The organism is Streptomyces sp. AC512_CC834 (genome assembly GCF_019049325.1).
Taxonomy (GTDB): Bacteria; Actinomycetota; Actinomycetes; order Streptomycetales; family Streptomycetaceae; genus Streptomyces.
Genome location: NZ_JAGMUO010000130.1, coordinates 166,180 through 190,381, shown reverse-complemented (window position 1 = coordinate 190,381; position 24,202 = coordinate 166,180). Strand labels below are relative to the sequence as shown.

Below are 24,202 nucleotides of genomic sequence, written 5' to 3'. Positions count from 1 at the left end.
CGTGAGCACTTCGGCCCGGTTTGTCCTTGAGCCGCTCGGATGAGCGCGTGGAGGACAGTTTCCCGCCGAGTGCTCACGCTTTTACGCAGCCGCCTGTTCCGAGAGGGGGCGCTCGCGGCAGTCACGGCAGCGACCCGGTCGGGAGGCGCGGAAGGCACGTTCGCAGCCGTCGCAGGTCTGGAGGGGGTCCGGCCGGCGCGGGCCGGGGGCAGGCGTGCGGGGGGCGGGCAGGGCAGGCGGAAGGTCTGAGGTGAGACGGCGTTCCAGGAAGGCCGCCGGGTGACGGATCGGCTCCTGGGGCAGCCCGGCCGTCAGCGTCCGCTCCACGGCGGTCGGGGGTACGCCGCGCTCCAGCCAGGCCATGACGGCCGGGGCGAGACGCCGGACGTCGCGCTCGGTCAGGAGCAGGCGGGAGTCATGCACCCGGAGACGGACAAGCAGCTCCGTCGCCGCAGGGTTCGCCACCAGTTCCGTCTCCGGGGCCACCACCGGAGCAGAGCCGACGCCGACAACCGGGGCGGTGGCCGGGGAGGGGGCCGGGGAGGACGGCTCGTCAGCGACCGGCCGGGCGGGCCACGCCGCCGCGAAGGCGGCGCGGGGCTTGTTGCGGGAGACCGTCCGGGTCACGACTCGCCCCGATTGAAGACGCTCCTTGGTGCGTGCGAGGTAGCCGTGCTCTTCCAACTCCCGCAGGGCGGCGGCGATCCGGATCTCGCCCTCCGGGAACTTGCCCGCCAGCGACTTGATCCCGACCGGAGTCCCGGCGGGCAGCGACTGGATGTGGACGGCCAGTCCGATCGCCGTCAGGGACAGCTCGGGGTGCTGGAGGAGGTGGTTGCCGACCACGGTGAAGTGGTCGTGGTGGGGATGGTTCTCGTGCTCGACACCGCCAGGGTGACGGCCGGACACGGGGCGCGTGGGCGCGCTAGGGTTCTGCTCAGTCATCAGGAAGCTCTCTTCTTCCTCGGTGATCAGGCCCTCGCAGTGGGATTGCCTTCCCGGCGGGGGCCGAATCATGTCGGGGTCTGCTGCCGCTGACGCTGCACCATGAACGGCTCGCCACGCCAGCCGAGTTGGCGATGTTCACTCCGGAGGGTGACGGGCGGGGACGGCAGGGGCGGGTTCGGTTCTTTCCCCGGTTCTTTGGTCTTTGGCGTCGCGCCCGACCGGGTCACGTCCGGCCACGACCCGGTGCCAGTTCGGCCCAGACGGTCTTGGCGGGGTCCGGTCCCGCGTCGACACCCCAACGGTCCGCGTACGCAGCCACGATGCGCAGCCCGCGCCCGCACTCCTCGTCGTCGGCGGCCGGGTCGGGAAGACGCGGGACCCGGTCGCCCCGGGCGTCCGTGACCTCGACGCGGAGGGTGCCGCCGGGGAGCAGGCGCAGGGTCAGCCGGAAGTACCGCCCCGGCACCCGGCCGTGCAGCACGGCGTTCGCCGCCAGCTCGGCGACCACCTGCACCGCCTCCCCCGACGGCACGCTCCAGTCGTCGAGTTGGCGTTCGGTGAGCAGGCGCGCAAGCCTGGCGCCCCTTCGCGTCGCGGACAACTGGACCGCGAAATGCGGTGCGTTCGGGATGCCGTGCAGGGCCAATTTCTCCATCACGTCACCCAGCGTGGCCGTCTGTCCCTACTCTGAACAGCAACAACCACGGTACCGAGCGTGACTGTCCGGGAGCCCACCGTGGTCGTACGGTTCGTACGCAAGGAGGGGAAGACATGGAGGACGAGGAGACCACGGCCGTGCTCAAGGCGGTCGGGCGGCAGATCAAGATGTGGCGCGAGGCCGCCGGAATGCGGCAGGCGGAACTGGGCACCGCCATCGGATACGGCGAGGAGATGGTGTCGTCCGTCGAGCGCGGGCGCCGGGTCCCGAAGCCGGATTTCCTGGACAAGGCCGACGAGGTGCTGGGCGCGAGCGGGAAGCTCTCGGCCATGAAGGAGGACGTGGAGAAGGCCCGCTACCCGAAGAAGGTGCGGGACCTGGCCAAGCTGGAGGACGAGGCGGTCGACCTCGGCGCCTACGCGGGCCACCACATCCACGGGCTGTTGCAGACGCCCGAGTACGCCCGCGCGTTGTACGCGATGCGCCGTCCGGCGTTCACGGAGGAGGAGGTCGACCGCTACGTCTCCGCCCGCATGGCGCGGAAGACCGTCTTCGAGCGCGTTCCCCGCGCCCAGCTCACCTTTGTCCAGGAAGAGGTGACGCTACGGCGCCCGCTCGGAGGCAGAATGGTGCTGCGGCAACAGCTCGAACATCTGTTGGAGGTCGGGAGGTTGAGGCACGTCGAGATCCAGGTCATGCCGACGGACCGCGAGGACCACGCGGGGATGGCTGGGTCGCTGCAACTGCTGAAGCTGCGGGGCGGCAAGGCGTTCGGCCACTCGGAAGCTCAACTGCACAACCGAGTCATCGCTGATCCGCACGAGGTCCAGACCCTGGACTTGCGCTATGGGATCATCCGGGCGCAGGCACTCACGCCCCGCGAGTCACTGGCCTTCATCGAGAAAGTCATGGGAGAAGAAACATGACCCCCGCGCTCAAGTGGTTCAAGAGCAGCTACAGCAGCAACGACGGCCCTGAGTGCGTCGAGGTCGCCATAGCCTCCGTCGACACGACCGTCCACGTCCGCGACTCCAAGAACCCCGAAGCAGCCCGCCTCTCCTTCACCGACGCCTCCTGGACCTCGTTCCTGGCGTTCAGCGGCGGGCGATCGTAGCGGTTCAGCGGCGAAGCGACTCGCGCGCCTCGTCGGTCCTGGGGTCCAGGAGGTGACCGAGAGGCCTGGTGCGGCGCCGGAATCCGACGCTCTCCCACAGCGCCGCGATCTTCTCACCGGCCCGCCGGAACGCGGCCTCGGAGGCGAGGACCGGACCGAGGCCGAAGCCCCGCCAGGCGGGGTCCAGCCGCACGTCGAAGAGGACGAGCAGGTCGCCGTCGCAGGTCGTCATGGCGTCCCGGAACTCCTGGCGGTAGCCGCCCCGGCCGAGGTCGTAGACGCCGAGGACCAGGTTGGACAGGTCCGTGTCGTAGGCCTCCGCGTCGGAGAACGGGAACGGGCTGAACCTCTCGTCCATCCGCAGGCGGAAGAGCCGCATCGAGCCGATCTCGTGCGGGACGGTCTTCGCGGCCGCGCTCTTCGGCCGGTCCACGTACCGGCTGGACCGGACGGAGACGTCCCACTCGTCGAAGCCGTTCTCGTCGCCCTCCGAGCCGACGAAGTGCCACGTCCGGTACTCCAGGTTCAGCCGGCGCGGGTCACCCGGCAGTTCGTCGACGGAGCGCTTCGGGGAGATCACGTTCCGGACCCTACCTACTCGCCCCGTCCCCGGCTTCGGAATAGTGCTGCCATGGCCAACTTCCCACGAACCAGCCCCCTTTCCCTCGCGGGCACCGTGCTGACCGCCGTCCTCGCCCTCTACATCGCCCTCGTGGCCCTGGGGAACATCACCGACTTCGACAACAACCAGCAGTACGTGCGGCACGTCCTCGCGATGGACACGACGTTCAAGGACGACGACCTGATGTGGCGGGCGATCACGAGCCGGGGCCTTCAGGACACCGCGTACGTCGCGATCATCGTCTGGGAGACGGTCGCCGCGCTGGTGCTGATCTGCGCGACCTGGCTGTGGATACGCAGGGACCACGCCCTCGCGCGGCGTATGACCACGTACGGCACGCTCATGCTGATGCTGCTCTTCGGCGCCGGGTTCCTCGCGATCGGCGGGGAGTGGTTCGCGATGTGGCAGTCGGAGGACTGGAACGGGCTGGACGCGGCGACGCGGGTGTTCCTGTTCAGCGGCGTCGTGCTGATCGTGACGCACCTGCCGTCCGGCGAGGCGGCGGAGGCTACGCCACCACGGTGACCGTCGTGCCGGACGAGCCGAACTCCCAGAGCGCGTCGGCGTCCGCCTTGGGCAGCCGTATGCCGCCCGTCCTGGCATCGTCGGCGGGCGGCGGCGGCGAGGAGCCGTCCACGGCGTTGGAGAAGGCGACCCAGATGCCGTCCTCCTGGGTGAAGTACATGATCTGCTCGACCTGGACCCCGTCGGATCCCGTCGTCGGGTCCTGGCGGCGGGTGCCGACGCTGTACTTGCCGGGGTCGGGGTCGACCGTCCCCGGCCACACCGTGAACGACCGCCGGGTGGCGTCGCTGGCGTCGACCAGCCACACCCGGTCCTGGCCGACCGAGTAGACGACGCGCCGCCCGGTGCCGGAGCCCTCCGGTACCGGGGCCGGCGCGGTCTCCTCCGGCGTGGGATGCGCGTCGGCCGACGCGGACGGGCTCGGCCTGGTCGCCGCGGCGGTGGGATGGGGGCCCTGGTCCGCCTGTGCGGCCAGGAAGGTCACCGCCGCGATCGCCCCCACGGTCAGACCGGAGACCCAGGTCCATGAGGGAAGTCGGGCAGGCACGGGCACGCATCTCCTCAGCGGTCAGCTACGAGAACCCCGACACACACGGGGCCCGATCATCGTACTGCGCGACCGCCGCACCCCCGACGCGCGCGCCTCAGTCCAGGACCGGCAGCAGCTCCGGCAGATGCCCGTCCGAGTCCCGGGCCGCCCGCTGCCGCTCCTCCGGCACCTGGCCGTACAGCGTCGTGCGCGGCCTCGCCGGGCGGCCTGCCGCGTCGGCGACCGCGATCAGGTCCTTGACCGACTTGTACGACCCGTACGACGAGCCCGCCATGCGGGAGATCGTCTCTTCCATGAGGGTGCCGCCGAGGTCGTTGGCGCCGGAACGGAGCATCTCCGCCGCACCCTCCGTGCCCAGTTTCACCCAGCTTGTCTGGATGTTGGGGATGTGCGGGTGCAGGAGGAGGCGGGCCATCGCCGTGACCGCGCGGTTGTCGCGCACGGAGGGGCCGGGGCGGGCGATGCCGGCGAGGTAGACCGGCGCGTTGGTGTGGATGAAGGGGAGCGTCACGAACTCCGTGAAACCGCCCGTGCGCTGCTGGATCCCGGCGAGGGTGCGCAGGTGGCCCAGCCAGTGCCGGGGCTGGTCGACATGGCCGTACATCATCGTGGACGAGGAGCGGATGCCCAGCGCGTGGGCCGTCTCGACGACCTCGATCCAGGTGGCCGTCGGCAGCTTGCCCTTGGTCAGGATCCAGCGGACCTCGTCGTCGAGGATCTCCGCCGCCGTGCCGGGAATGGAGTCGAGTCCGGCCTCCTTCGCCGCGCTCAGCCACTCGCGGATCGACATCCCGGTGCGGGTCGCGCCGTTGACGACCTCCATCGGCGAGAAGGCGTGCACGTGCATGCCGGGGACGCGTTCCTTGACCGCCCTCGCGATGTCGAAGTACGCCGTGCCCGGCAGGTCGGGGTGGATGCCGCCCTGCATGCAGACCTCGACGGCGCCCACGTCCCAGGCCTGCTGGGCGCGGTCGGCGACCTGGTCCAGGGAGAGCGTGTAGGCGTCGGCGTCCGTGCGGCGCTGGGCGAAGGCGCAGAAACGGCAGCCGGTGTAGCAGACGTTGGTGAAGTTGATGTTCCGGGTGACGATGTACGTGACGTCGTCGCCGGTGACCGACTTGCGGACGTCGTCGGCGACCGCGCACAGGGCGTCCAGCGCCGGGCCGTCGGCGTGCAGCAGGGCGAGGGCCTCGTCGTCCGTCAGCTTCGTCGGGTCGTCGGCCGCCGTGGCCAGCGCGGCGCGTACGTCGGTGTCGATGCGCTCGGGTGCCATGCCGGGGGCGGCGGCCTCGCGCAGGGCGCCCCAGTCGCCGTACACCTCGTCGAAGTCGTCGCGGCGGTCCGACGTACGGCCCTCGGTGTCGATGGTGGCGTGCAGGTCGGTGCGGCCGGTCGCGGTGAACGCCTCGTCCGGCTCCTGCCACGGGTGGCCCTCGACCGTCGCGTCCGCGCGGGCCAGGCCGGTCTCGGGGTCGGCGAGCGCGGCGACGTGCGGGCGCAGCCGCGGGTCCAGCCAGGGCTCGCCGCGCTTGACGAACTCCGGGTAGACGCACAGACGTTCACGCAGCTCGAAGCCGGCCGTCCGGGACTTGGCGGCGAGTTCGTCGATCTGCGGCCAGGGGCGCTCGGGGTTGACGTGGTCGATGGTGAGCGGGGAGACGCCGCCCCAGTCGTCGATGCCCGCGCCGATCAGCCGCTCGTACTCCGAGTCCACCAGGTTCGGCGGGGCCTGGAGGCAGGCGGACGGGCCCATGATGTGCCGGGCGACGGCGACCGTGGCGACCAGTTCGTCCAGTTCCGCGTCCGGCATGCCGCGCATCGCGGTGTCCGGCTTGGCGCGGAAGTTCTGGATGATCAGTTCCTGGACGCCGTGGTAGGAGCGGGAGACCTTGCGCAGCGCGAAGAGGGACTCGGCCCGCTCCTCGTGGGTCTCGCCGATGCCGATGAGGATGCCGGAGGTGAAGGGGACGGAGGAGCGGCCGGCGTCCTCCAGGACGCGCAGCCGTACGGCGGGTTCCTTGTCCGGGGAGCCGTGGTGCGGGCCGCCCGGCTCCGACCACAGCCGGGTCGCGGTGGTCTCCAGCATCATGCCCATGGACGGCGCCACGGGCTTGAGCCGCTGGAAGTCCGTCCAGGACATCACGCCCGGGTTGAGGTGCGGGAGCAGGCCCGTCTCCTCCAGGATGCGGATCGAAATGGCGCGGACGTACGCGATCGTGTCGTCGTAGCCGTGCGCGTCGAGCCACTCCCTCGCCTCCGGCCAGCGATCCTCGGGCTTGTCGCCGAGGGTGATGAGGGCTTCCTTGCAACCGAGGGCGGCACCGCGCCGGGCGATGTCGAGCACCTCGTCCGGGGACATGAACATCCCGTGGCCCTCGCGGCGCAGCTTGCCGGGGACGGTGACGAAGGTGCAGTAGTGGCACTTGTCCCGGCACAGCCGGGTCAGCGGGACGAAGACGCTCTTCGAGTACGTGATGACGCCGGGGCGCCCGGCGGCCTCCAGGCCCGCGTCCCGGACCCGGGCGGCGGACGCGGTGAGGGCGTCCAGGTGCTCGCCGCGCGCCTGGAGCAGCACGGCGGCCTCGGCCGCGTCGAGGGCGACGCCGTCCCGGGCGCGTTTGAGGGCGCGACGCATGGAGTTCTCGGTGGGGCCGGTGGGGTCGGCGGGTCCGGTTCCGGAGGTCGCGGGAGTCGTCATCCTTCGAGCATACGAGCGCCGTGATCAGCGCGGGCGGCCCGTCCCGGCGAGCGGTCGCCCCCCTCGCGGCCGCCCCGCACTGCCCCCGCACTGCCGCGCACCGCCCGGTTTCCGGCCCTCAATCCGTCCAACCCCTTTCCTTGCCCGGGAGTTCACGGCTCAATACGAGGGTTGCACGCACCACCCCTGCACCACCGATGTCATGTCACTGACGACACCTGGGAGCAGCAGCATGTGCGAGGACGACCACGCCGGAATCGGCAGACGCGCGATGTTCGTGACGGGAGCCGCCGCCGCGCTTACGTTGGGAAGCGTGAGCTTCGCCTCGGCGGCACCCCGGGAACAGCGGAAGAGAACCGTGCGCGGCACCCTGCCCACCGGCTCCCCCGACTTCGTGTACGTCCCGGTCGAAGTCCCGGCCGGCGTTCGCGAGATACACGTCGCCTACACCTACGACCGCCCCACCGTCCCGGCCGGCACCCAGGGCAACGCGCTCGACATCGGCCTCTTCGACGAGCGCGGCACCGAGCTGGGCGGCCGCGGTTTCCGGGGCTGGTCGGGCGGGGCCCGCACGGAGTTCCTCGTCCGCGCGGACGACGCGACCCCCGGATACCTCCCGGGGCGGATTCGGCCGGGCACCTGGCACCTCGCGCTCGGCCCGTACACGGTGGCCCCGCAAGGGCTGTCGTACGAGATCACGATCACGCTGACGTACGGCGAGCAGGACGAGACCCCGCGGCCGGTGTACCCGCCGGAGCGGGCCAAGGGGCGCGGCCGCGCCTGGTACCGGGGCGACTGCCACCTGCACTCCGAGTACTCCGACGGCCGCTACACCCTCGCCGAGATCGCGGAACTGGCGCGCGCGGCCGGCCTGGACTTCATCAACTCCTCCGAGCACAACACGCACTCGGCACACGCCCACTGGGCCGGCCTGGCAGGGGACGACCTGCTGATCCTGCTCGGCGAGGAGGTGACGACCCGCAACGGCCACGTCGTCGCCCTCGGCACCGATCCCGGCACCTTCGTCGACTGGCGCTACCGGGCCCGCGACAACCGCTTCGGCCGGTTCGCCCGGCAGATCCGCCGCGCCGGCGGCCTGGTGGTCCCGGCCCACCCGCACGCCACCTGCATCGGCTGCAACTGGAAGTTCGGGTTCGGGGAGGCCGACGCGGTCGAGGTGTGGAACGGCGCCTACACGCCCGACGACGAGGTGGCGCTGGCCGACTGGGACGGCATGCTGGTCGCCGCCGTGCGCGAGGGGCGCGACGGGCGGGGCGAGGGGGGCGTGGAGGGCAAGGGGGGCTGGCTCCCGGCGATGGGCAACAGCGACTCCCACCGCTCCCCCGACGTGATCGGCCGCCCGCAGACCGTCGTCCTCGCCGACGACCTGACCCGGGAGGCGATCCAGGAGGGCATCCGCGCCGGACGGTCGTACGTCGCCGAGTCCTCGCGGGTGTCGCTGGCCTTCACCGCGTCCGGCGGCCGGGGCGAACACGCCGGCATCGGCGAGCGGCTGCGCGTGGACCGCGACACCCCGGTCACCGTCCGCGTGGAGGTGACGGGCGCCCCGCGCTGCACGGTGCGCCTCGTCACGGATCAGGGCGTGCTGTTCACCGGTGATCCGCTGCCGGTGTCCGGTTCGGGCGTCGTGGAGTGGCGGACGACCGCCTCGTACGCGGCGTACGTACGGGCGGAGGTGCGCCACGAGACGGCGGCGGGCCCGCTGCCGGGGGCGTTGGCGGCGTTCACCAACCCGGTCTTCCTGGGCCGGTAGCCGAATCCGAACCCGAATCCGAAGCTGTATCCGAGGCCGAGGATGTGGTCGCCCCGCCGTCCTCCAGGTCGGCGACGACCGCCGCGTGGTCCGAGGGCCAGACCCCGTCCACGGGGCCGTCACCGGCCCGCCGTACCGCCCGGACCCGGCCGAGTCCGCCGGGTCCGGGCGGGCCCACGTGGACGTAGTCGATCCGCGTGCTCGGCTCGCCGTCCGCGTGCGCGACGTACGGGTTCGCGGTGTCCCAGGTACCGGACGGCGCGCCCGGCTCGGCGTGCTCCCAGGCATCGTGGAGACGCGCCGCCACCCGCAGCAGGCGGACCTCCGGCGACTCGGGGCGGGCGTTGAGGTCGCCGGTGACGACGGGCGGGTGACCGGTGCCGTGCCGGTGCCCGGCGACGAACCGCGCGAGAGCGGTGGCCTGCTCACGGCGCACGGCGGCGGCGTGCGCGCCGGACGTCAGGTGGACGGTGAAGAAGGGCACCTGATGGCCGGGCGCGTCCAGTCGCGCGTGGAGGGCCAGCCGCCCGTCGTCGAGTTCCCCGGGGACGGGCAGCCGCAGCACCGCCCGCTCCACGACGGGCCAGCGGCTGAGCACGGCGGTGCCGATGCCCACGGTGTCGTCCCCGATCCGCCGCTGCCACCGCTCGGGGGCGGGCGAGGGCGCCCAGGCGCAGTGCAGGCCGAGTTCACCGGCCAGCCAGCCAGCGAGGTTCTCCCCGCCCTCGACGGCCCACACCTCCTGGAGCCCGACGACATCGGGCCGCAACTCCCGCAGCACGGCGAGGATCGCCTTCTGCCTGTCCGCCCACGGCCCGAACCGCCACCAAAGATTCCAGGTCACCACGCGCACACCCGTACCACCCGTCCGTCCGCCCGCCACGCCCCGCCGCTCCCCCTGAGGTTTTCCGGGAACATGGAGACACAAGAGAACGGGAGCGTGAACGAACAATGTCGAAGTCGCCCCACACACAGAAGACACAAAAGACCCAGAAGACAGGCAAGGCAGGCAAGGCCGAGCAGAAGTACCGGACCGTCACGGCCTTCCAGCGCCGCCTCAACGCGATGACGCGCCGGCTGCCCGGCCAGACCCTCCTGGAGACCACCGGCCGCGTCTCGGGCCTCCCCCGCCGCACGCCGGTGGGCGGGCGCCGGGTGGGCGACGACTTCTGGCTGGTGTCGGAGTTCGGCGAGCGGTCCCAGTACGTCCGCAACATCCGGGCCGACGCCCGGGTCCGGGTGCGCATCCGGGGCCGCTGGCACACGGGAACGGCCCGTCTCCTGCCCGACGACGACCCGCTCGCCCGCCTGCGTCGGCTCCCCCGGCTCAACAGCACGGCGGTACGGGCGATGGGAGTGGGGACAGGGCTGCTCACGGTGCGGGTGGAGCTGGAGAGGTAAGGGTAAGGGAGCAGGTGAGAACCTTGTGATCGGCGTCTCCCACGGCTGACGTGGTCGGCATGAACAAGGCAAACTGGCGTGGTTGCTCAGGATGTCTAGGGGGACGGCATGGACGGTGTACCGCGGGTTCCGGAGCAGCGGCGTCCCGGACCCCCGGCGGAACCGGAGGAATCGGGCGCGCTGCGCTTCGGTGTGCTCGGACCGGTGCGTGCCTGGCGTGGCCAGGAGGCGCTGGCCACCGGCTCTCCCCAGCAGCGCGCGCTGCTGGCCGCGCTGCTGCTGCGCGAGGGCCGTACGGCCACGGCGGCCGAACTGATCGACGCCCTGTGGGGCGAGGAGCCGCCGTCGCAGGCGCTGGCGGCGGTACGGACGTACGCGTCGCGGCTGCGGAAGGTGCTGGACCCCGGGGTCCTGGTGAGCGAGTCGGGCGGGTACGCGGTGCGGGGCCTCGCCGAGGGGGCGTTGGACCTGGCGACTGCTCAGGACCTGGCCGCCGGGGCCGAGAAGGCCAGGAGCGCCGGGGACCTGTGCCACGCCCGTGACCTGCTGCGCCGTGCGCTGGCGCGGTGGGACGGCGAGGTACTGGCGGGGGTGCCGGGCCCGTACGCGGAGGCGCAGCGCGTCCGTCTGGAGGAGTGGCGGCTCCAACTCCTCGAAACCTGCCTCGACATGGACCTCGACCAGGGCTGCCACGCGGAGGCGGTCTCGGAGCTGACGGCCCTCACGGCGGCGCACCCGCTGCGCGAACGCCTGCGCGAGCTGCTGATGCTGGCCCTGTACCGCAGCGGACGCCAGGCGGAGGCCCTCGCGGTCTACGCGGACACCCGGCGCCTGCTCGCCGACGAGCTGGGCGTCGACCCTCGCCCCGGCCTCCAGGAACTCCAGCAGCGCATCCTCCGGGCCGACCCGGGGCTCGCCGAACCCCCGGCGCCGGCCGAGGAGAGGGCGTCGTCCCCGGTCCGCCCGGCCCAGCTTCCCGCCACGGTGCCCGACTTCACCGGCCGCGCGTCCTTCGTGCGCGAGCTGAGCGACGTGCTGGCGTCGGCGTCCGGGCCCGGGGAGGGCGACGCGGGCCGAGTGATGGCGGTCTCCGCGCTGGCCGGCATCGGCGGCGTCGGCAAGACGACCCTCGCGGTGCACGTCGCCCACCGGGCGCGGGCCGCCTTCCCGGACGGGCAGTTGTACGTCGACCTCCAGGGCGCGGGCGCGCGGTCCGCGGAACCGGAGACGGTACTGGGCTCCTTCCTGCGCGCCCTGGGCACAGCCGACTCCGCCATCCCCGACTCCCTGGAGGAGCGTGCCGCGCTCTACCGCTCCGTCCTGGACGGCCGCCGCGTCCTCGTCCTGCTGGACAACGCCCGCGACGCCGCCCAGGTACGTCCCCTGCTGCCCGGCACGGACGGCTGCGCCGCGCTGGTGACGGCACGGGTGCGGATGGTGGACCTCGCCGGGGCGCACCTGGTCGACCTGGACGTGATGTCGCCCGAGGAGGCGCTGGCCCTCTTCACGAGGATCGTGGGCGAGGAACGGGTCGCCTCGGAGCGGGAGGCGGCCCTGGACGTGGTCGGCGCGTGCGGTTTCCTCCCCCTCGCCATCCGCATCGCGGCCTCCCGCCTCGCGGCCCGCCGCACGTGGACGGTGTCGGTCCTCGCGGCGAAACTGGCGGACGAGCGCCGCAGGCTGGACGAGCTCCAGGCCGGTGACCTGGCCGTCAAGGCGACCTTCGAGCTGGGCTACGGCCAGCTCGACCCGCCCCAGGCCCGCGCCTTCCGGCTGCTGGGCCTGGCGGACGGCCCGGACATCTCCCTTGCCGCGGCGGCCGCTGTCCTGGACCTCCCCACGGAGGACACCGAGGATCTCCTGGAGTCCCTGGTCGACACGTCCCTGCTCGAATCGGCGGCGCCCGGCCGCTACCGCTTCCACGACCTCGTCCGCCTCTACGCGCGTGCGTGCGCGGAACGGGACGAGCATCCGCCGGGCGAGCGGGAGGCGGCGCTTTCGCGGCTGCTGGACTTCTACCTGGCCACGGCGGCGGGGGTGTACGCGATCGAGCGGCCCGGGGACCGGCTGGTGGACGGCCTGGAGCCGACGGAGTATCCGGGGCTCACGTTCACCGAGGGGTCTGCGGCGCTGGACTGGCTGTACACCGAGGCGGCGCCGTTGCTGGCGTGCGTGCGGCAGTCCGCCGGAACGGCGAGGTCGCGGCGAGCGGTGGACCTGCTGTGGGCGGCGAAGGACCTGGCGGAGTCCGGCGCGAACGCTCACCAGTACGAGACGACGGCGAGCGCGATGTGCGATGCCACCAGGGCCGCCGACGACGCACGCGCGCAGGGTCGGGCCCGGACCACCCTCACCAATGTCCTCCTGGTCTCCGGCCGTATCCAACAGGCCGCCGAACAGGCGGAGCTGGCCATGACGCTGGCGGAGTCCGCCCAGGACACGACCGCCGTTAGCTGGGTCGCCAACGACCGAGGGCTCATCTCGCTGCACCAAGGCCGGTACGCGGACGGACGAACCTTCCTCGAGCAGGCCATCGACGGATACCGTGCGGCCGACAACCGGGCCGGCGAAGCACTCAGTCTGTGCAATCTCTCCCGCGCACACCTGGGCATGGGCAACACCGCGAAGGCGGTGGCCATCGCCCACCGGGGTCTGACCGCGCAGCTCGACATCGGCCGAACCATGCGTCTGGCCAACGGGCATTTCACCCTGGGTATCGCGCTGACCAAGGCGGGCCGCCACAGCGAGGCTCTGCAACAGTTCTCCGACGCCCTGGGCATCTTCGAGGCCCACCGACAGCGGCTCTGGCAGGGGACGACGAACTTCCGCATCGCGGAGGTGCATTTGGCCGCCCGTCGCCCCGCGCAGGCGGCGCAGCACTCCGAGCAGGCGCTTGCGCTGGGCTGTATCGGCGGGGACCGGATGCGGGCCGGCGTCCTCACCCTGCTGGGACGCTCTCTCTCCGCACTCGGGCAGCCGGACCGGGCGAAAGCATGCTGGCAGGAGGCTCTCCACCTCTTCCAGCAGTGCGGCGCACCCCAGGCAGACGAGGTACGGGCCCTCCTCTCGCCCCTGACGGCCGCCTGAACAACCGCCGCCTGCGTGCGGACGACGCGTTCAGCATTCGTTTATCGCCCTCGGGCACTGTCGTCCTGTCACACCGTCGCGTCGGGGGGCAGACGGGGTGGCCGGGAGCCCGGGACGTATCGTGCGGCTCCGAACGCCCGTCCGGCGGTCCTCGGGGGAGCTTCCGGGCGGGCGTTGCCCACTCGCCGACTTCGCAGCAAAGGATGGAAGACATGAGCGACAAGAAGAAGGACACGGACGTCACCACGCAGGACAACGCCATGCCCACGCCGCCGGCGAACGACGAGACCGTGACCACGCTCGACAACGCCATGCCCAGTGAGCCCGCCAAGGACGCCATCAAGACGATGGACAACGCCATGCCGGCCCCGCCCGCCCTGGACCTGGACGGCGACGGCAAGTAGACCTTTTTCTCGCACGGGGATCGGCCGCGGCGGCGCGGAGGGGAGCCGCCGCGGCCGCCGTGTGCCGACAACGCCATGCCCGTGCCGCCGCAGGACTCGGTCTGCGTTGATGAGGCCGGGGGAGACCCCGGCCTCATCGGCATACGGCACCCACCTCGCACCGCAGTCCGGACACCGCCCCGGCGACGGCGAGCAGATCGATCTGAAGGCCGGGCAGCTCCCGAAGCCGCCCGCTCACCCCTCGGCCGCCTTCCGAAGAACCTCCGTCAGCAGGCGCGCCGTCTCCAGGTTGCAGTTCCCGAGGGCGATCAGATCGGCCGGAGGACTGTAGGCGCCCGCAAGAGTCGGCAGGTCCACGCGGAGGGACGGAAGCCGGAAGCCGGATGCCGTGCTCGGCGAGGGCGTCGACGGGCTCCCCGGCCTTGTCCCCGTCCGCGACTCCAAGCGGGCGTGGGACGGCACGGACGCCCCCGTCCTGCTCTTCCGGCGTCGCGCCTGGCAGACCTTCGTAGACGGGTGCCGCAGCACCTGAGGTCCGCGCGGGCGCCGCGCGGGCGTCAGCCGAGGAGGGCCTGGGTGATCTGCCGGGTGGTCTGCGCGGCGACCCGGGGGTTTTCGGCGGCGTAGGCGACGTGGGCGTTCAGGCCGGTGGCCAGGGCCCAGCCGCGCCCCCGCGTCCAGGTGGCGTCGTCCACGCCGAGCGCGTCGCGGAAGACGGAACGGCTCGCGGGCGACATCAGGGTGAAGGCGATCACGAGGTCGCGGGCCGGGTCTCCCCTGCCGAGCCCTTCGAAGTCGATGACGGCGCTGAGGCGGCCGTCAACGGTCAGCAGGTTCCCGGTGTGGAAGTCGCCGTGGAACCAGACCGGCGGGCGGCCCCAACCAGGGGCGCCCATCGCCTCGTTCCACAGGTCCGTGAGCGCCGCCGCGTCGAACACGCCGTCGGTCCGGGCGATCGCCTCCCGCGTCGCGCGGTCCCGCTCGGACAGGGGGCGCCCGGTGAGGTCGTCGCCCCCCGTATCGACGTCGGGGGCGAACCGCTGCAGGGCGGTCAGGAATCCGGCCAGTTCGACGGCGGCCCCGGCGGAGTCGGCCAACGCCTCGACGGTTGCCACCTCGCCGTCCAGCCAGCCGGTCACCGCCCACTGCCACGGGTACCCAAAGCCGGGCTCACCCACCGCCACGGGCACGGGGACGGCCAGGGGGAGGTGCGGGGCGAGCCGGGGAAGCCACCGGAACTCCTTCGCGGCCTGCCCCACGGCTCCGGCGTGACGGGGCAGCCGGACGGTCAGCTCCGCGCCCAGCCGGTAGATCACGTGGTCGGAGCCTGCCGGGTCGAGTGGCTCCAGCGGAAGTCCTGACCACTGCGGGAACTGCGCGTCGACCAGACGCCTGGCCAGACGCACATCGGTGTGCGGGCCGGGGCCGGTTGTCGTCGTCACGTACGACTCCTGTGGGCAGCGGGCAGCGGGCAGCGGGCGGGTGGAGCAATCACAGCGGCTCCCGGCACCGTCTGTCGACCGGTTTTGCAGCCGTGGGCGGTTGTCCACAGGGCCGGAGCCGGTCCGCGGTTCCACGGCAGACTGACGCCGTGGAACCGAAACGCACGGACCTGCGCGCGCTCGTCGAGTGCGGTGTCCTGCTCACTCCGCGTGCCCTGGACGCCGGGTGATCCCGGTCGTCGCTGTCCCGGCGATTGAAGGACGAGGACTGGATCGCGCTGCGGCCTGGCGCCTGGGCCGAGCCGAAGACCGCTGTCGATCCCGGCCTTCGGCTGAAGGCGGCCCAACTGCTCCACCCCGAGCTCGTCGTGAGCCACCGTACGTCCGCTCGGCTGTGGCGCATCGAGACGTGGGAAGGCGGAGCTCCGACGGGCGGGGCCGACGGGCCCGTCGACTTCACGGACCCGCTGCTGACGTCCCGCCGAAGGCTCACAGGCGTCCACGTGCACCATCTCCCGCTCGCCGACACCGACGTGGAGACCATGGGACGCCACCGGCTGCGGATCACGTCCGTCGCCCGCACCCTCGGCGACCTGCTGCGGTCAGGGCCGCGGGACGACGCCCTGGTCGCCGTCGAGTCGGCCCTCACACAGCGCCGGTTCGCGGAGACCCCCCGTTCCCCGCTCATCACGCCCACCGCGCTCGCCGACGCGCTCGCGGCTCCGCTCCTCGGCGGTACCAGAGCACGGCAGTGGCTGACCCTCGTAGACCTCGGCGCCGGTTCCCCGGCGGAGACCCTCGCCCGGCTCCGGATGCGCGACGCCGGCCTGCGTCCCGAAACGCAGGCCGAGGTACGCACGCGCGGCGGACGCCGGCCGGGACATGGCCCGCTTCAACGAGATCGTGCACTGCCCCGAGGTCCACCGCCTCCTCCGCTTCCCGGCCACGGACGTCTTCCACCACCCGTCCCGCATGCTGCGGGAGATCCGGCAGGCGCTGTGCGCGTCCAGGGCGTGAGATTGGACAGTCTCTCCCACCCCCTCGCCGGCAAAAAGCCCTGATGGCGCCACCGCCGACGCGGGACAGACTGTCCAGTCTCAGACCCGCCCGCCCAGTCGCGCGAGTTCGTCCGCCCTGCGGTGGTCCTTCGGGCGGCCCAGGGCGCGGCGCATGCGGATGAGGTCGTCGAGTGCGGCGTAGCGAATGGTGAAGCCGGCGGGGTCACGCGTGGTTTCGGCCCGGGTCAGGCAGGGGGCGACGTTCATGGCGCCCCAGGGGAGGGCGGGGGTGCACAGGTCGCCGTCGGCGCCGGTCACCCGGTAGGGGACCTGCGCGCGGTCGAGATCGGGCGGTTCGGTGCAGCCGGACCGGGCGAGGGCCTCGCGCAGGGCGCGGGCCTCGTCGGGGGTGCCGTCCCAGAGCAGGTCGAGGTCTCCGGTCAGTTCGGTGGAGCCGTGCATGATGCCGGCGACCTGGCCGATGACCACGGCGTGCGAGTGGGCGTCGGCCAGCGCCCGGAGGAAGGGGAAGGGGTCGAAGCCGAGGGCCCCGTCGGTGGCGAAGGTGCCCTCGGAGTCGTCGGCGTCCTCCGGCCCCCGGCCGGTGGGGACGCGATCGCGCGTGGCGTCCCCGGTCCGGGTGATCGCCTGTCTGAGGCGCAGGGCGGCTGTCGGGTTCATGTCCTCGTCCAGTTCGGGCTACGGCTCCGGTTGCGTTCCGGCTCCGGCTCCGGCTCCGGCTACGAGAGCGGCAGCGGGGCCGCGTCGTCCAGTTCGCAGTGGTCGGGGGTGGCGGAGCCGTCCAGGGGCACGCGGACCTCGGTCACGTCGCGGGCCGGGACCGTGGTCTCCTCGCGGCCGTCGGCGATCGTGGTGTCGGCCGCGTCCTTGAAGAAGACCGTGACGGCGAACGTGTACTCGACGTCGTTCGGGTTGGTGATCTCGACGGTGGCGTACCGGGCGGACTCGGACGCGCAGGTCACCAGTTCCACGGTGGCCGGCTCCAGGCTGCCGGAGCTGCTACTCCCGCTGCCGCCGCCGCTGACCGTGGTGTCGTCGTCGTAGGTGTCGTCGTAGGTGTCGTCGTCGTCCTTGTAGGCGCCGCCGCCCGACGTGGACGACGAGCTGTCGTGGTCCTGGCTGGAGCTGCTGCAGCCGCCCCCGCCGTCGCCTCCGTGGCTGTGACCGTGGCGGCCGGTCGAGAAGCCCGTCAGGCTGAGGACCACCAGTGCCGAAATCGCCGTGAACCTGAGTGCTCGCCCCCGTGTTGTCATGTCGATCATGCTAGGCCGTGGATGTCACGGACACGTCACCAACCGGGCACGGCCCGCCACGCCGCGTCACGCCCCTTCACGGCACCGCGCGTTCGTCACGTCGTACGGGCCGTCCCCGTGCCCTTCTCCGCGTCCAGCGCGTACACGCAGCGGTCCTTGCTGCACGCGTACACGATGCCGTCGCGGACGACCGGGGAGCCGGTGATCTCGCCGCCGGTCGCCAGCTTCCAGCGCAGGCGGCCGTCGTCGGCCTTCAACGTGTAGAGCAGGTGGTCCGTGGAACCGAAGTGGATACGGCCCTCGGCGACCGCCGGGGCGCCCACGATGTCGCCGCCCGCCTGGAAGCGCCACTTGGGAGTGCCCGTGACCGCGTCCAGGGTGTAGAGGCCCTTGCCGCTGCCCACGTGGACGTGTCCTGCGGCGACCAGGACCGGGTCGGTCGAGGAGCGGGCCTCGGTGGCGATGCGCCAGCGGTCGCGGCCGTCGGTGGCGTCGAGGGCGTAGACGGTGCCGAGGTAGTCGGCGAGGTAGACCCCGCCGCCGGTCACGGCCGGGCCCTGGACGAAGGTGGGCGGGGCCAGGAAGACCGCCGGGGCCTCGAAGTGCCAGCGGACGTGGCCGGAGGTGACCTCCAGGGCGAGGACCCGGGTGCCGGCCGCGACGTAGACGTAGCCGTCGGGTGCCTGGGTGAGGCGGACCGGGACTCCGCCGCAGGAGGCCGCGTCGCCGATGGGGTACGACCATCTCTCGTCGCCGGTACGGGCGTCCAGGGCGCGCAGGCGGGCGTCCTGCCAGACGTACACCGTGCCGTCGTGGACCGAGGCGCCCGCCTCCGGGGACTCGAAGTCGGTCTGGGCGCCGGTGATTTCCCACAGCTTCTGGCCGCCCACGGCCTCCCGGGCCTGGACGCCGCCGCCGCGGGTGGCGGTGACGACCGTGCCCCGGTCGGCCTGGAGGGAGTAGACCCAGGCGTCGGTCTGCAGGCGCCAGAGGTCGGCGCCCTCGCGGGCGTCCAGGGCGAAGAGGGTCGGCCCGTCGGAGGCGTGGATACGGCCGTCCGCGACCGCCATCGACCAGGCGACGTCCCGGGTCTTGAAGCGGCGGCGTCCGGTGCCCACGTCCAGGGCGTGCACCTCGAAGGAGGTGACGTAGACCAGGTCGCCGGCGACGCGGGGCGTACCCCAGACGTCGTTGGACATGCGGAACCGCCAGGGGCGCCAGCCGGCCGGCGAGGCCTCCGGGGGCGCGGGCGGCGCGGCCGGCAGGGCGGGGCCGACGCCATTGACGCCGGGGCGCGGGCGGGACCAGGACGCGGCGAGGGCGGACTCCGGCGGGGGCGCGGCCACGGCGGTGACGCGCATGTCGGCGACGCGCGGGCCGGGGCCGATCGGCACGGCCGCGCCGGCCAGCCGTACCGGCCCGCCGTCGGGTGCGCCGACGGGCGCGGAGGCGGGCGCGGGGACCACCGGGGCCGCCGGTCCGTGCGCGGGCGGCGCCGGTACGACGGGGTCGTGCGCGGGCGGGGGCGGCAGCGGGGGCGCGTGGACGGGGGCGCGGGCGCCGGACGGCCCACCCGGGCCGCGGCCGCCGGCCGTCGTGGCGGGCTTGGCCGGGCGGCCGTTGCGGCGCCCCTCGATCAGGCTCACGGCCCGCTCGGGCAGCCACGCCGACGCCGTACCGCTGTCGTCGGAGCCGGAGCCGAAGAGGTGCGGGGCGAGCTGGGACTGCAGGTCGGCGGGGTTGGGGCGGCCGGTGGCCTCCATCTGCATACAGGACTCGATGAGCGGGCGCAGCTCGTCGGGGAGGCCTTCGAGGTCGGGGCCCTCGCGCAGCAGCATGAAGACGGTCTCGACCGGGTTGGCCCCGTGGAAGGGCGGGTGTCCGGTGGCGGCGAAGACCAGCATGGAGCCGAGCGAGAACACGTCGCTGGCGCCGGTGACGCTGCGGGAGTCCTTGGCCTGCTCCGGGGACATGTAGGCGGGGGTGCCGACGGCGACGTTGGTCATCGTCAGACGGGTGTTCGACACGCCGGACGCGATGCCGAAGTCGATCACCCGGGGGCCGTCCTCGACGACGAGGACGTTGGACGGCTTGAGGTCGCGGTGGACGAGTCCGGCGCCGTGGATCGACTGCAGCGCCTCCGCGACGCCCGCCGCCAGCCAGCGCACCGCCTGGGCCGGCATCGGCCCGCACTCGTTCACTATCTCCTCGAGGGAGGGGGCGGGTACGTAGGCCGTGGCCAGCCACGGCACCGCGGCGCGCGGGTCGGCGTCGACCACGGCCGCCGTGTAGAAGCCCGAGACCGCGCGGGCCGCCTCCACCTCGCGGGTGAAGCGGACGCGGAAGAGCTGGTCCTCCGCCAGCTCCGTGCGCACCGTCTTGATCGCCACGCGCCGCCCGGACGCCGAGCGCGCGAGATAGACCAGCCCCATGCCGCCGGCGCCGAGCCGCCCCAGCACCTCGAACGGCCCGATCCGCCGCGGATCGTGCTGCGTAAGCTGATCCACCACTTGCCTGCCACCTCCCCGTACGAGCCGCGCCACCCACATATGTACGCGACCGAAGTGCAGCGTCTCACCACCGCACGTCCGTGGCGCCACGCACCCCGATTCTTCCTGTCCGAGGCGCTGGTGGCGAACCTGGGGACAATCGGGGTGTCTCACCCGATCCCGGGCAAAGGGCGGCGCTCGTGCTCCTCCCGGTCCCGTTCAGCGTCTTCAACGTCGCAGAAGTGCGAACTGCGCCCCCTGGTCGTCCGAGACCACGGCCACCCGCCCGTACGACGTCTCGAAGGGCGGCACCCGCACCCGCCCGCCGAGCCCGGTCACCGCGGCGAGCGCGGCCTCGACGTCCTCGACCCGGAAGTGGGCGAGGAAGTGCGGCGGCATCTCGGCGGGGAACACGTCCAGGACCGGGGCGCGGCCGAAGTCGGGCGAGGCGTCCGGGCCGAAGAGCGCGTCGTGGAACAGGTCGCCGTAGAAGGCGTTGGCCGCCTCCGTGTCCCGGGTGTACAGCTCGGCCCAGGCGAAGGTGCCCGGCTCGCGCCGGCGTCCGAAGCCAGTACGGCGGCCCGGCTGCCAGAGCCCGAAGACGGCGCCCTCGGGGTCGGCGGCGAGGGCGGCGGTGCCCAGGTCGTCCACCGGGTGGGGCGGGGTGAGGATCTGGCCGCCGCCCGCCCTGATCCGTCCCGCCAGCGCGGCGGCGTCCGGGGTGTGGAAGTACACGGACCACACGGTGGGCATCCGGCCGTCCGTCTTGCGGACCAGCTCGGCGACCGGCTCACCGTCCAGGTATGCGCGTACGGACTCCGCTCCGGCCGTCTCCCGCGCCTCTCCCGCCTCTCCCGCCTCTCGGAAAGTCCAGCCGAACAGCTCGCCGTAGAAGCGTCTGCCCGCCGCGAGGTCGGAGAGTTGTGCGTCGACCCAGCAGGGGTCGCCCTCCCGACTGGTGGACGGACGGGCTGACGCCCTTTTCTCGGATGCCCCGTTTTCGGCCATGCCGTCAAAGTATCCGCGCCACCCGCACCACGCAGACCAGGCACACCAGCCTCTCTTCGCCCTCGCACCCCATTTGCAGTCGGCCGAATCGCGCTCGGATCACCCGTCGGTAAGCTGACGGCATGACAGGACAAGTGCGTACCGTCGACGGCCGCGTGGCCGGTCGACGTGGGCAGGCGACCCGGCAGAAACTGCTCGACTGCCTCAGCGAAATGCTCAGCTCCTCCCCCTATCGCGATGTCAAAGTCATCGATGTCGCCCGCAGGGCGGGCACGTCGCCCGCGACCTTCTACCAGTACTTCCCGGACGTCGAGGGCGCCGTCCTGGAGATCGCCGAACGTATGGCCGCCGAGAGTTCCACGCTGGCCGAACTGACGGCGGGCCGCTCGTGGGTCGGCAAGGCCGGCTGGCAGACGGCACAGGAACTCGTCGACGGATTCATGGAGTTCTGGCGCAAGAACGACGCGATTCTGCGCGTGGTGGATCTCGGCGCGGCGGAGGGTGACAAGCGGTTCTCCAAGATCCGCATGAAGATCCTCAACTCGGTGAATTCCGCACTCGCGGATTCCGTCGCCGATCTTCAGGCCAAGGGCAAGGTCGACAAGGACGTGAACCCCGCGGCGATCGCCGGTTCACTGGTCGTCATGCTCGCGGCCGCCGCCTCGCACCAGAAGGGGTTCTCCTCGTGGGGCGTGAAGCAGGCCGAACTCAAGCCCAATCTGGCCCTGTTGATGTATCTGGGCATTACCGGAAAGAAGCCCACCAAGTAGTATCCCGCGCCGCAGCCTGTCATCCGGGCCGCGCCCTGGCCCGCCGTACGTCCAGCCCCTTCGCCACCCCGCAGACCGCCCGCTCGAACTCGGCGACCGTGTCCCGGCCCGCCGGCCGCGACGACACGACGTCCAGCGCCTCGAAGTTCAGCCACGCGGTGGCCGCGAACGGGGAACAGCCGCCCGCCCGGCCGATGTTGTGTTCAGCACCTGTGCCCGTACTCGCCGGAGGAGACCGCCATGGCCCTGACCCGCGAAGAGCGTGAGACGTTCCTGGCCGAGCCGTACATCGCCGCGCTCGCGGTCGACGCGGGAACGGGCCGCGCCCCGCTGACCGTGCCGATCTGGTACCAGTACGAGCCCGGCGGCGACGTCTGGATCATGACCGGCCTCGACAGCCGCAAGAACACGCTGATCCAGAAGGCAGGCCGGTTCTCGCTGATGGTCGACCGGCTGGAGCCCACCATCCGCTACGTGTCGGTGGAAGGGCCGGTCGTCGAGACGGTCACCGCGACCGAGGAACACCTGCGGGAGCTCTCCGCGCGCTATCTCCCCGCCGAGAAGGTCGACGGATACATCGCCTTCGCCACGGCGAACCACGGCGACCAGGTCATCGTCCGGATGCGACCCGAGCGCTGGGTCTCCTCGGACCTGGGCTCCGTGTGACGTCCCGGCACCCCTGACGGTACGACAATCGGGGCATGGGAACCGATCTTCAAGAGCTGCTGAGGTCGCTGCGGGTGTGGGATCCCGCGGTCACCGAACTGCCGCCCCTCGACCCGGCCACCGCGCCGGGCGACCCGCTGGACCTGTTCACCCGGTGGTTCGCCGAGGCGGTCGCGGCCGGGCAGAGCGAGCCGCACACGGTGTCGCTGGCGACCGCGGACGCCGAGGGCCTGCCGGACGCGCGCATCGTGATGCTGCACGGCGCGGACGCGGACGGCTGGGCCTTCGCCACCCACGCCGACAGCCGCAAGGGCCGCCATCTCGCCGCCCGGCCGTACGCCGCGCTCGTCTTCTACTGGCCGGTACTCGGCCGCCAGGTGCGGCTGCGCGGACCGGTCGCCGTCGCCCCGGCCCAGGAGGCGCGGGCCGACCTGCACGCGCGGTCGGCCGGCGCCCTGGCCGCCGCGCTCACCGGCCGGCAGAGCTCGGAGCTGGGCTCGACGGACGAGCTGGCCCGCGCCTCCGAGGCGGCCTGGGAACGGGCCGGGCGGGAACCGGACGCGCCGGTCCCGTCCTGGACGCTGTACCGGCTGCGCCCGGACGAGGTGGAGTTCTTCCAGGGAGACACCCGCCGACGCCACGTACGCCTGTCCTACCGGCGCACGGAGCCCGACGACGACTGGCAGACCCGGCTGCTGTGGCCGTGAACGACAGCCGCCCGCTGCGGCTGCCGTGAACGGCGACCGACCGCGACCGCTGTCGTTCGCGGCGACTGCCGTGAACGGCTGCCGCCCACCACGGACGTCGTGAAGGGCGACCGCCCGCTGCCGCTGCCTTGAGCGGCTGCCGCCCGCTCGCCTGCCGGGCCCGTCGCCTCACCATGTGTCGCGCCCGTCACCTCACCGAGCCCCTGAGCCGCCGCCTCCCCGTGGACCGGAGGCCGCCGCCCCGGCGTGGGCCCACGCCCACCGCCTCACCCTGGGCCCACGCCCGCCGCCGCACCGTGCCCCGGCGCCGCCTCACCCTGGGCCCACGCCCACCGCCGCACCCTGGGCCCGGAGCCGTCGCCTCACCGGCGGCCCACGACCGGCGGCTCCTCGTCCGTCGTCAGGCGTGCGTGCAGGTGTACGTCCCGGAACGCGTCGTGGCGGCCGGCCTCGAACATCGCCTCGCGCAGGGTTCCCTCGGCGACGTAGCCGCTCCTCTCGGCGATGCGGCAGGAGGCGTCGTGCCCCACCGCGTGGCCCAGTTCCAGGCGGTGGAGGCCGATCTCCGCGAAGGCCCAGCGGGAGGCGAGGAGCAGGGCGCGGGTGGCGACGCCCCGGCCCCGGGCCTCGGGGAGCACCCAGTAGCCGACCCGGGCCACTTTCATCTGCCGGCTGATCTCGTGGACGCCGATGCCCCCCAGCGTCGTACCGCTCCCGTCGTCCGTGATCCGGAACGACGCCGACCTGCCGTCCGCCGCGTCCCGCGCCCGTGCGCGCAGCGACTCGCGGGCCCCGGCGAGGTCGGTCCAGAGCTTGAGCGGCGTGTTCCAGCGCTGGAAATCGGGGTCGAGGTGGCCGCGCAGCCACGTCTGCGCGTCGGCGTCCGAGCCGGCGTCCCAGGCGCGCAGGCGCAGTCCGTGTCCGAGCGGTTCGGTGCGGGAGAGGGCGGGGTCGAGGGTGTACATGCGTGTGTGGGCCATCCGGCCATTCAATCCGACGGCGCCAGTCGTGACCGATCCGCAACCGATTTCGGTCTTGACCGAGACCCATCAACCCGGAGCGCGATT

General features: G+C 72.7%; 24 protein-coding genes. 12 read left to right on the top strand and 12 right to left on the bottom strand.

Translation table 11 applies throughout. The features are described from left to right. Positions 1-81 precede the first annotated feature (81 nt). Both KUM40_RS40560 and KUM40_RS40555 read right to left on the bottom strand, forming a co-directional pair. Positions 82-945 (bottom strand): helix-turn-helix domain-containing protein, encoded by an 864-nt coding sequence (locus KUM40_RS40560; protein ID WP_217171404.1) that lies wholly within the window; start codon positions 943-945, stop codon positions 82-84. Positions 946-1,171: 226 nt separating this feature from the next. After that, complete coding sequence (locus KUM40_RS40555) at positions 1,172-1,603, bottom strand: ATP-binding protein (RefSeq protein ID WP_217171443.1); 432 nt, start codon at positions 1,601-1,603, stop codon at positions 1,172-1,174. Positions 1,604-1,719: 116 nt separating this feature from the next. Here KUM40_RS40555 and KUM40_RS40550 point away from each other — a divergent pair, with 116 nt between their 5' ends. Together KUM40_RS40550 and KUM40_RS40545 are read left to right on the top strand one after the other, a co-directional pair. Beyond that, positions 1,720-2,532 carry a helix-turn-helix transcriptional regulator gene (locus KUM40_RS40550; RefSeq protein WP_217171403.1) on the top strand — a complete coding sequence of 271 codons (813 nt, stop codon included), beginning with the start codon at positions 1,720-1,722 and terminating at the stop codon, positions 2,530-2,532. Then, complete coding sequence (locus KUM40_RS40545; RefSeq protein ID WP_217171402.1) at positions 2,529-2,720, top strand: DUF397 domain-containing protein; 192 nt, start codon at positions 2,529-2,531, stop codon at positions 2,718-2,720. Before KUM40_RS40550 ends, KUM40_RS40545 begins: the two co-directional genes overlap by 4 nt. A gap of 4 nt (positions 2,721-2,724) precedes the next feature. Here the strand turns inward: KUM40_RS40545 and KUM40_RS40540 are convergent, their stop codons facing one another. After that, positions 2,725-3,300 carry a hypothetical protein gene (locus KUM40_RS40540; protein WP_217171401.1) on the bottom strand — a complete coding sequence of 192 codons (576 nt, stop codon included), beginning with the start codon at positions 3,298-3,300 and terminating at the stop codon, positions 2,725-2,727. 51 nt (positions 3,301-3,351) lie between these two features. On the opposite strand from KUM40_RS40540, the gene KUM40_RS40535 reads away from it, so the two are divergent. After that, positions 3,352-3,867, top strand: a complete 516-nt coding sequence (locus KUM40_RS40535) for a DUF2165 domain-containing protein (protein WP_217171400.1) — start codon at positions 3,352-3,354, stop codon at positions 3,865-3,867. Here KUM40_RS40535 and KUM40_RS40530 read toward each other — a convergent pair. After that, positions 3,851-4,414 (bottom strand): hypothetical protein, encoded by a 564-nt coding sequence (locus KUM40_RS40530; protein ID WP_217171399.1) that lies wholly within the window; start codon positions 4,412-4,414, stop codon positions 3,851-3,853. The two genes, KUM40_RS40535 and KUM40_RS40530, sit on opposite strands and share 17 nt — an antisense overlap. 97 nt (positions 4,415-4,511) lie before the next feature. Next, positions 4,512-7,115, bottom strand: coding sequence for a bifunctional FO biosynthesis protein CofGH (locus tag KUM40_RS40525; RefSeq protein WP_217171398.1), 2,604 nt, complete (start codon positions 7,113-7,115; stop codon positions 4,512-4,514). Between the two features lie 232 nt (positions 7,116-7,347). Here KUM40_RS40525 and KUM40_RS40520 point away from each other — a divergent pair, with 232 nt between their 5' ends. Next, positions 7,348-8,889, top strand: a complete 1,542-nt coding sequence (locus KUM40_RS40520; RefSeq protein ID WP_217171397.1) for a CehA/McbA family metallohydrolase — start codon at positions 7,348-7,350, stop codon at positions 8,887-8,889. Here KUM40_RS40520 and KUM40_RS40515 read toward each other — a convergent pair. Beyond that, a complete protein-coding gene (locus KUM40_RS40515; protein ID WP_217171442.1) occupies positions 8,861-9,742 on the bottom strand; it encodes an endonuclease/exonuclease/phosphatase family protein in 882 nt (293 codons plus the stop codon). The genes KUM40_RS40520 and KUM40_RS40515 overlap by 29 nt on opposite strands. A gap of 98 nt (positions 9,743-9,840) precedes the next feature. On the opposite strand from KUM40_RS40515, the gene KUM40_RS40510 reads away from it, so the two are divergent. The 4 genes from KUM40_RS40510 (at position 9,841) to KUM40_RS42560 (ending at position 14,313) form a co-directional block, all read left to right on the top strand. Next, positions 9,841-10,290, top strand: coding sequence for a nitroreductase/quinone reductase family protein (locus KUM40_RS40510; RefSeq protein WP_217171396.1), 450 nt, complete (start codon positions 9,841-9,843; stop codon positions 10,288-10,290). A 108-nt stretch (positions 10,291-10,398) separates the two neighbouring features. Next, positions 10,399-13,377, top strand: coding sequence for a BTAD domain-containing putative transcriptional regulator (locus KUM40_RS40505; protein ID WP_217171395.1), 2,979 nt, complete (start codon positions 10,399-10,401; stop codon positions 13,375-13,377). Between the two features lie 212 nt (positions 13,378-13,589). Then, positions 13,590-13,781 (top strand): hypothetical protein, encoded by a 192-nt coding sequence (locus tag KUM40_RS40500; protein ID WP_217171394.1) that lies wholly within the window; start codon positions 13,590-13,592, stop codon positions 13,779-13,781. A 388-nt stretch (positions 13,782-14,169) separates the two neighbouring features. Next, entirely contained in the window at positions 14,170-14,313 is a 144-nt protein-coding gene (locus tag KUM40_RS42560; RefSeq protein WP_217171393.1) for a DUF397 domain-containing protein, read from the top strand. 25 nt (positions 14,314-14,338) lie between these two features. Here the strand turns inward: KUM40_RS42560 and KUM40_RS40490 are convergent, their stop codons facing one another. Then, positions 14,339-15,223: an aminoglycoside phosphotransferase family protein gene (locus tag KUM40_RS40490; protein WP_217171392.1), complete on the bottom strand. Its 885-nt coding sequence runs from the start codon at positions 15,221-15,223 to the stop codon at positions 14,339-14,341. A 254-nt stretch (positions 15,224-15,477) separates the two neighbouring features. Between KUM40_RS40490 and KUM40_RS41980 the strand changes: the two genes are divergently transcribed. Then, on the top strand, positions 15,478-16,284 hold the full coding sequence (locus KUM40_RS41980; protein WP_254396408.1) for a hypothetical protein: 807 nt from the start codon (positions 15,478-15,480) through the stop codon (positions 16,282-16,284). Positions 16,285-16,320: 36 nt separating this feature from the next. On the opposite strand, the gene KUM40_RS40480 is transcribed toward KUM40_RS41980, so the two are convergent. From KUM40_RS40480 to KUM40_RS40465, 4 genes are all read right to left on the bottom strand, one after another. Next, entirely contained in the window at positions 16,321-16,902 is a 582-nt protein-coding gene (locus KUM40_RS40480; RefSeq protein WP_217171391.1) for a hypothetical protein, read from the bottom strand. Between the two features lie 59 nt (positions 16,903-16,961). Then, on the bottom strand, positions 16,962-17,495 hold the full coding sequence (locus KUM40_RS40475) for a hypothetical protein (protein ID WP_217171390.1): 534 nt from the start codon (positions 17,493-17,495) through the stop codon (positions 16,962-16,964). A gap of 95 nt (positions 17,496-17,590) precedes the next feature. After that, positions 17,591-20,005: a PQQ-binding-like beta-propeller repeat protein gene (locus tag KUM40_RS40470; RefSeq protein WP_217171389.1), complete on the bottom strand. Its 2,415-nt coding sequence runs from the start codon at positions 20,003-20,005 to the stop codon at positions 17,591-17,593. A 207-nt stretch (positions 20,006-20,212) separates the two neighbouring features. Next, complete coding sequence (locus KUM40_RS40465; protein ID WP_217171388.1) at positions 20,213-20,992, bottom strand: VOC family protein; 780 nt, start codon at positions 20,990-20,992, stop codon at positions 20,213-20,215. A gap of 134 nt (positions 20,993-21,126) precedes the next feature. Between KUM40_RS40465 and KUM40_RS40460 the strand changes: the two genes are divergently transcribed. The 3 genes from KUM40_RS40460 (at position 21,127) to KUM40_RS40450 (ending at position 23,135) form a co-directional block, all read left to right on the top strand. Next, the gene (locus tag KUM40_RS40460; RefSeq protein ID WP_217171387.1) at positions 21,127-21,762 is read left to right on the top strand and encodes a TetR family transcriptional regulator; all 636 of its coding nucleotides are present in this window, start codon (positions 21,127-21,129) and stop codon (positions 21,760-21,762) included. 240 nt (positions 21,763-22,002) lie between these two features. Then, positions 22,003-22,428 carry a pyridoxamine 5'-phosphate oxidase family protein gene (locus KUM40_RS40455; protein ID WP_217171386.1) on the top strand — a complete coding sequence of 142 codons (426 nt, stop codon included), beginning with the start codon at positions 22,003-22,005 and terminating at the stop codon, positions 22,426-22,428. Between the two features lie 35 nt (positions 22,429-22,463). Next, positions 22,464-23,135 (top strand): pyridoxal 5'-phosphate synthase, encoded by a 672-nt coding sequence (locus KUM40_RS40450; protein WP_217171385.1) that lies wholly within the window; start codon positions 22,464-22,466, stop codon positions 23,133-23,135. A 362-nt stretch (positions 23,136-23,497) separates the two neighbouring features. Here the strand turns inward: KUM40_RS40450 and KUM40_RS40445 are convergent, their stop codons facing one another. Further along, the gene (locus KUM40_RS40445) at positions 23,498-24,115 is read right to left on the bottom strand and encodes a GNAT family N-acetyltransferase (protein WP_217171384.1); all 618 of its coding nucleotides are present in this window, start codon (positions 24,113-24,115) and stop codon (positions 23,498-23,500) included. Positions 24,116-24,202 lie beyond the last annotated feature (87 nt).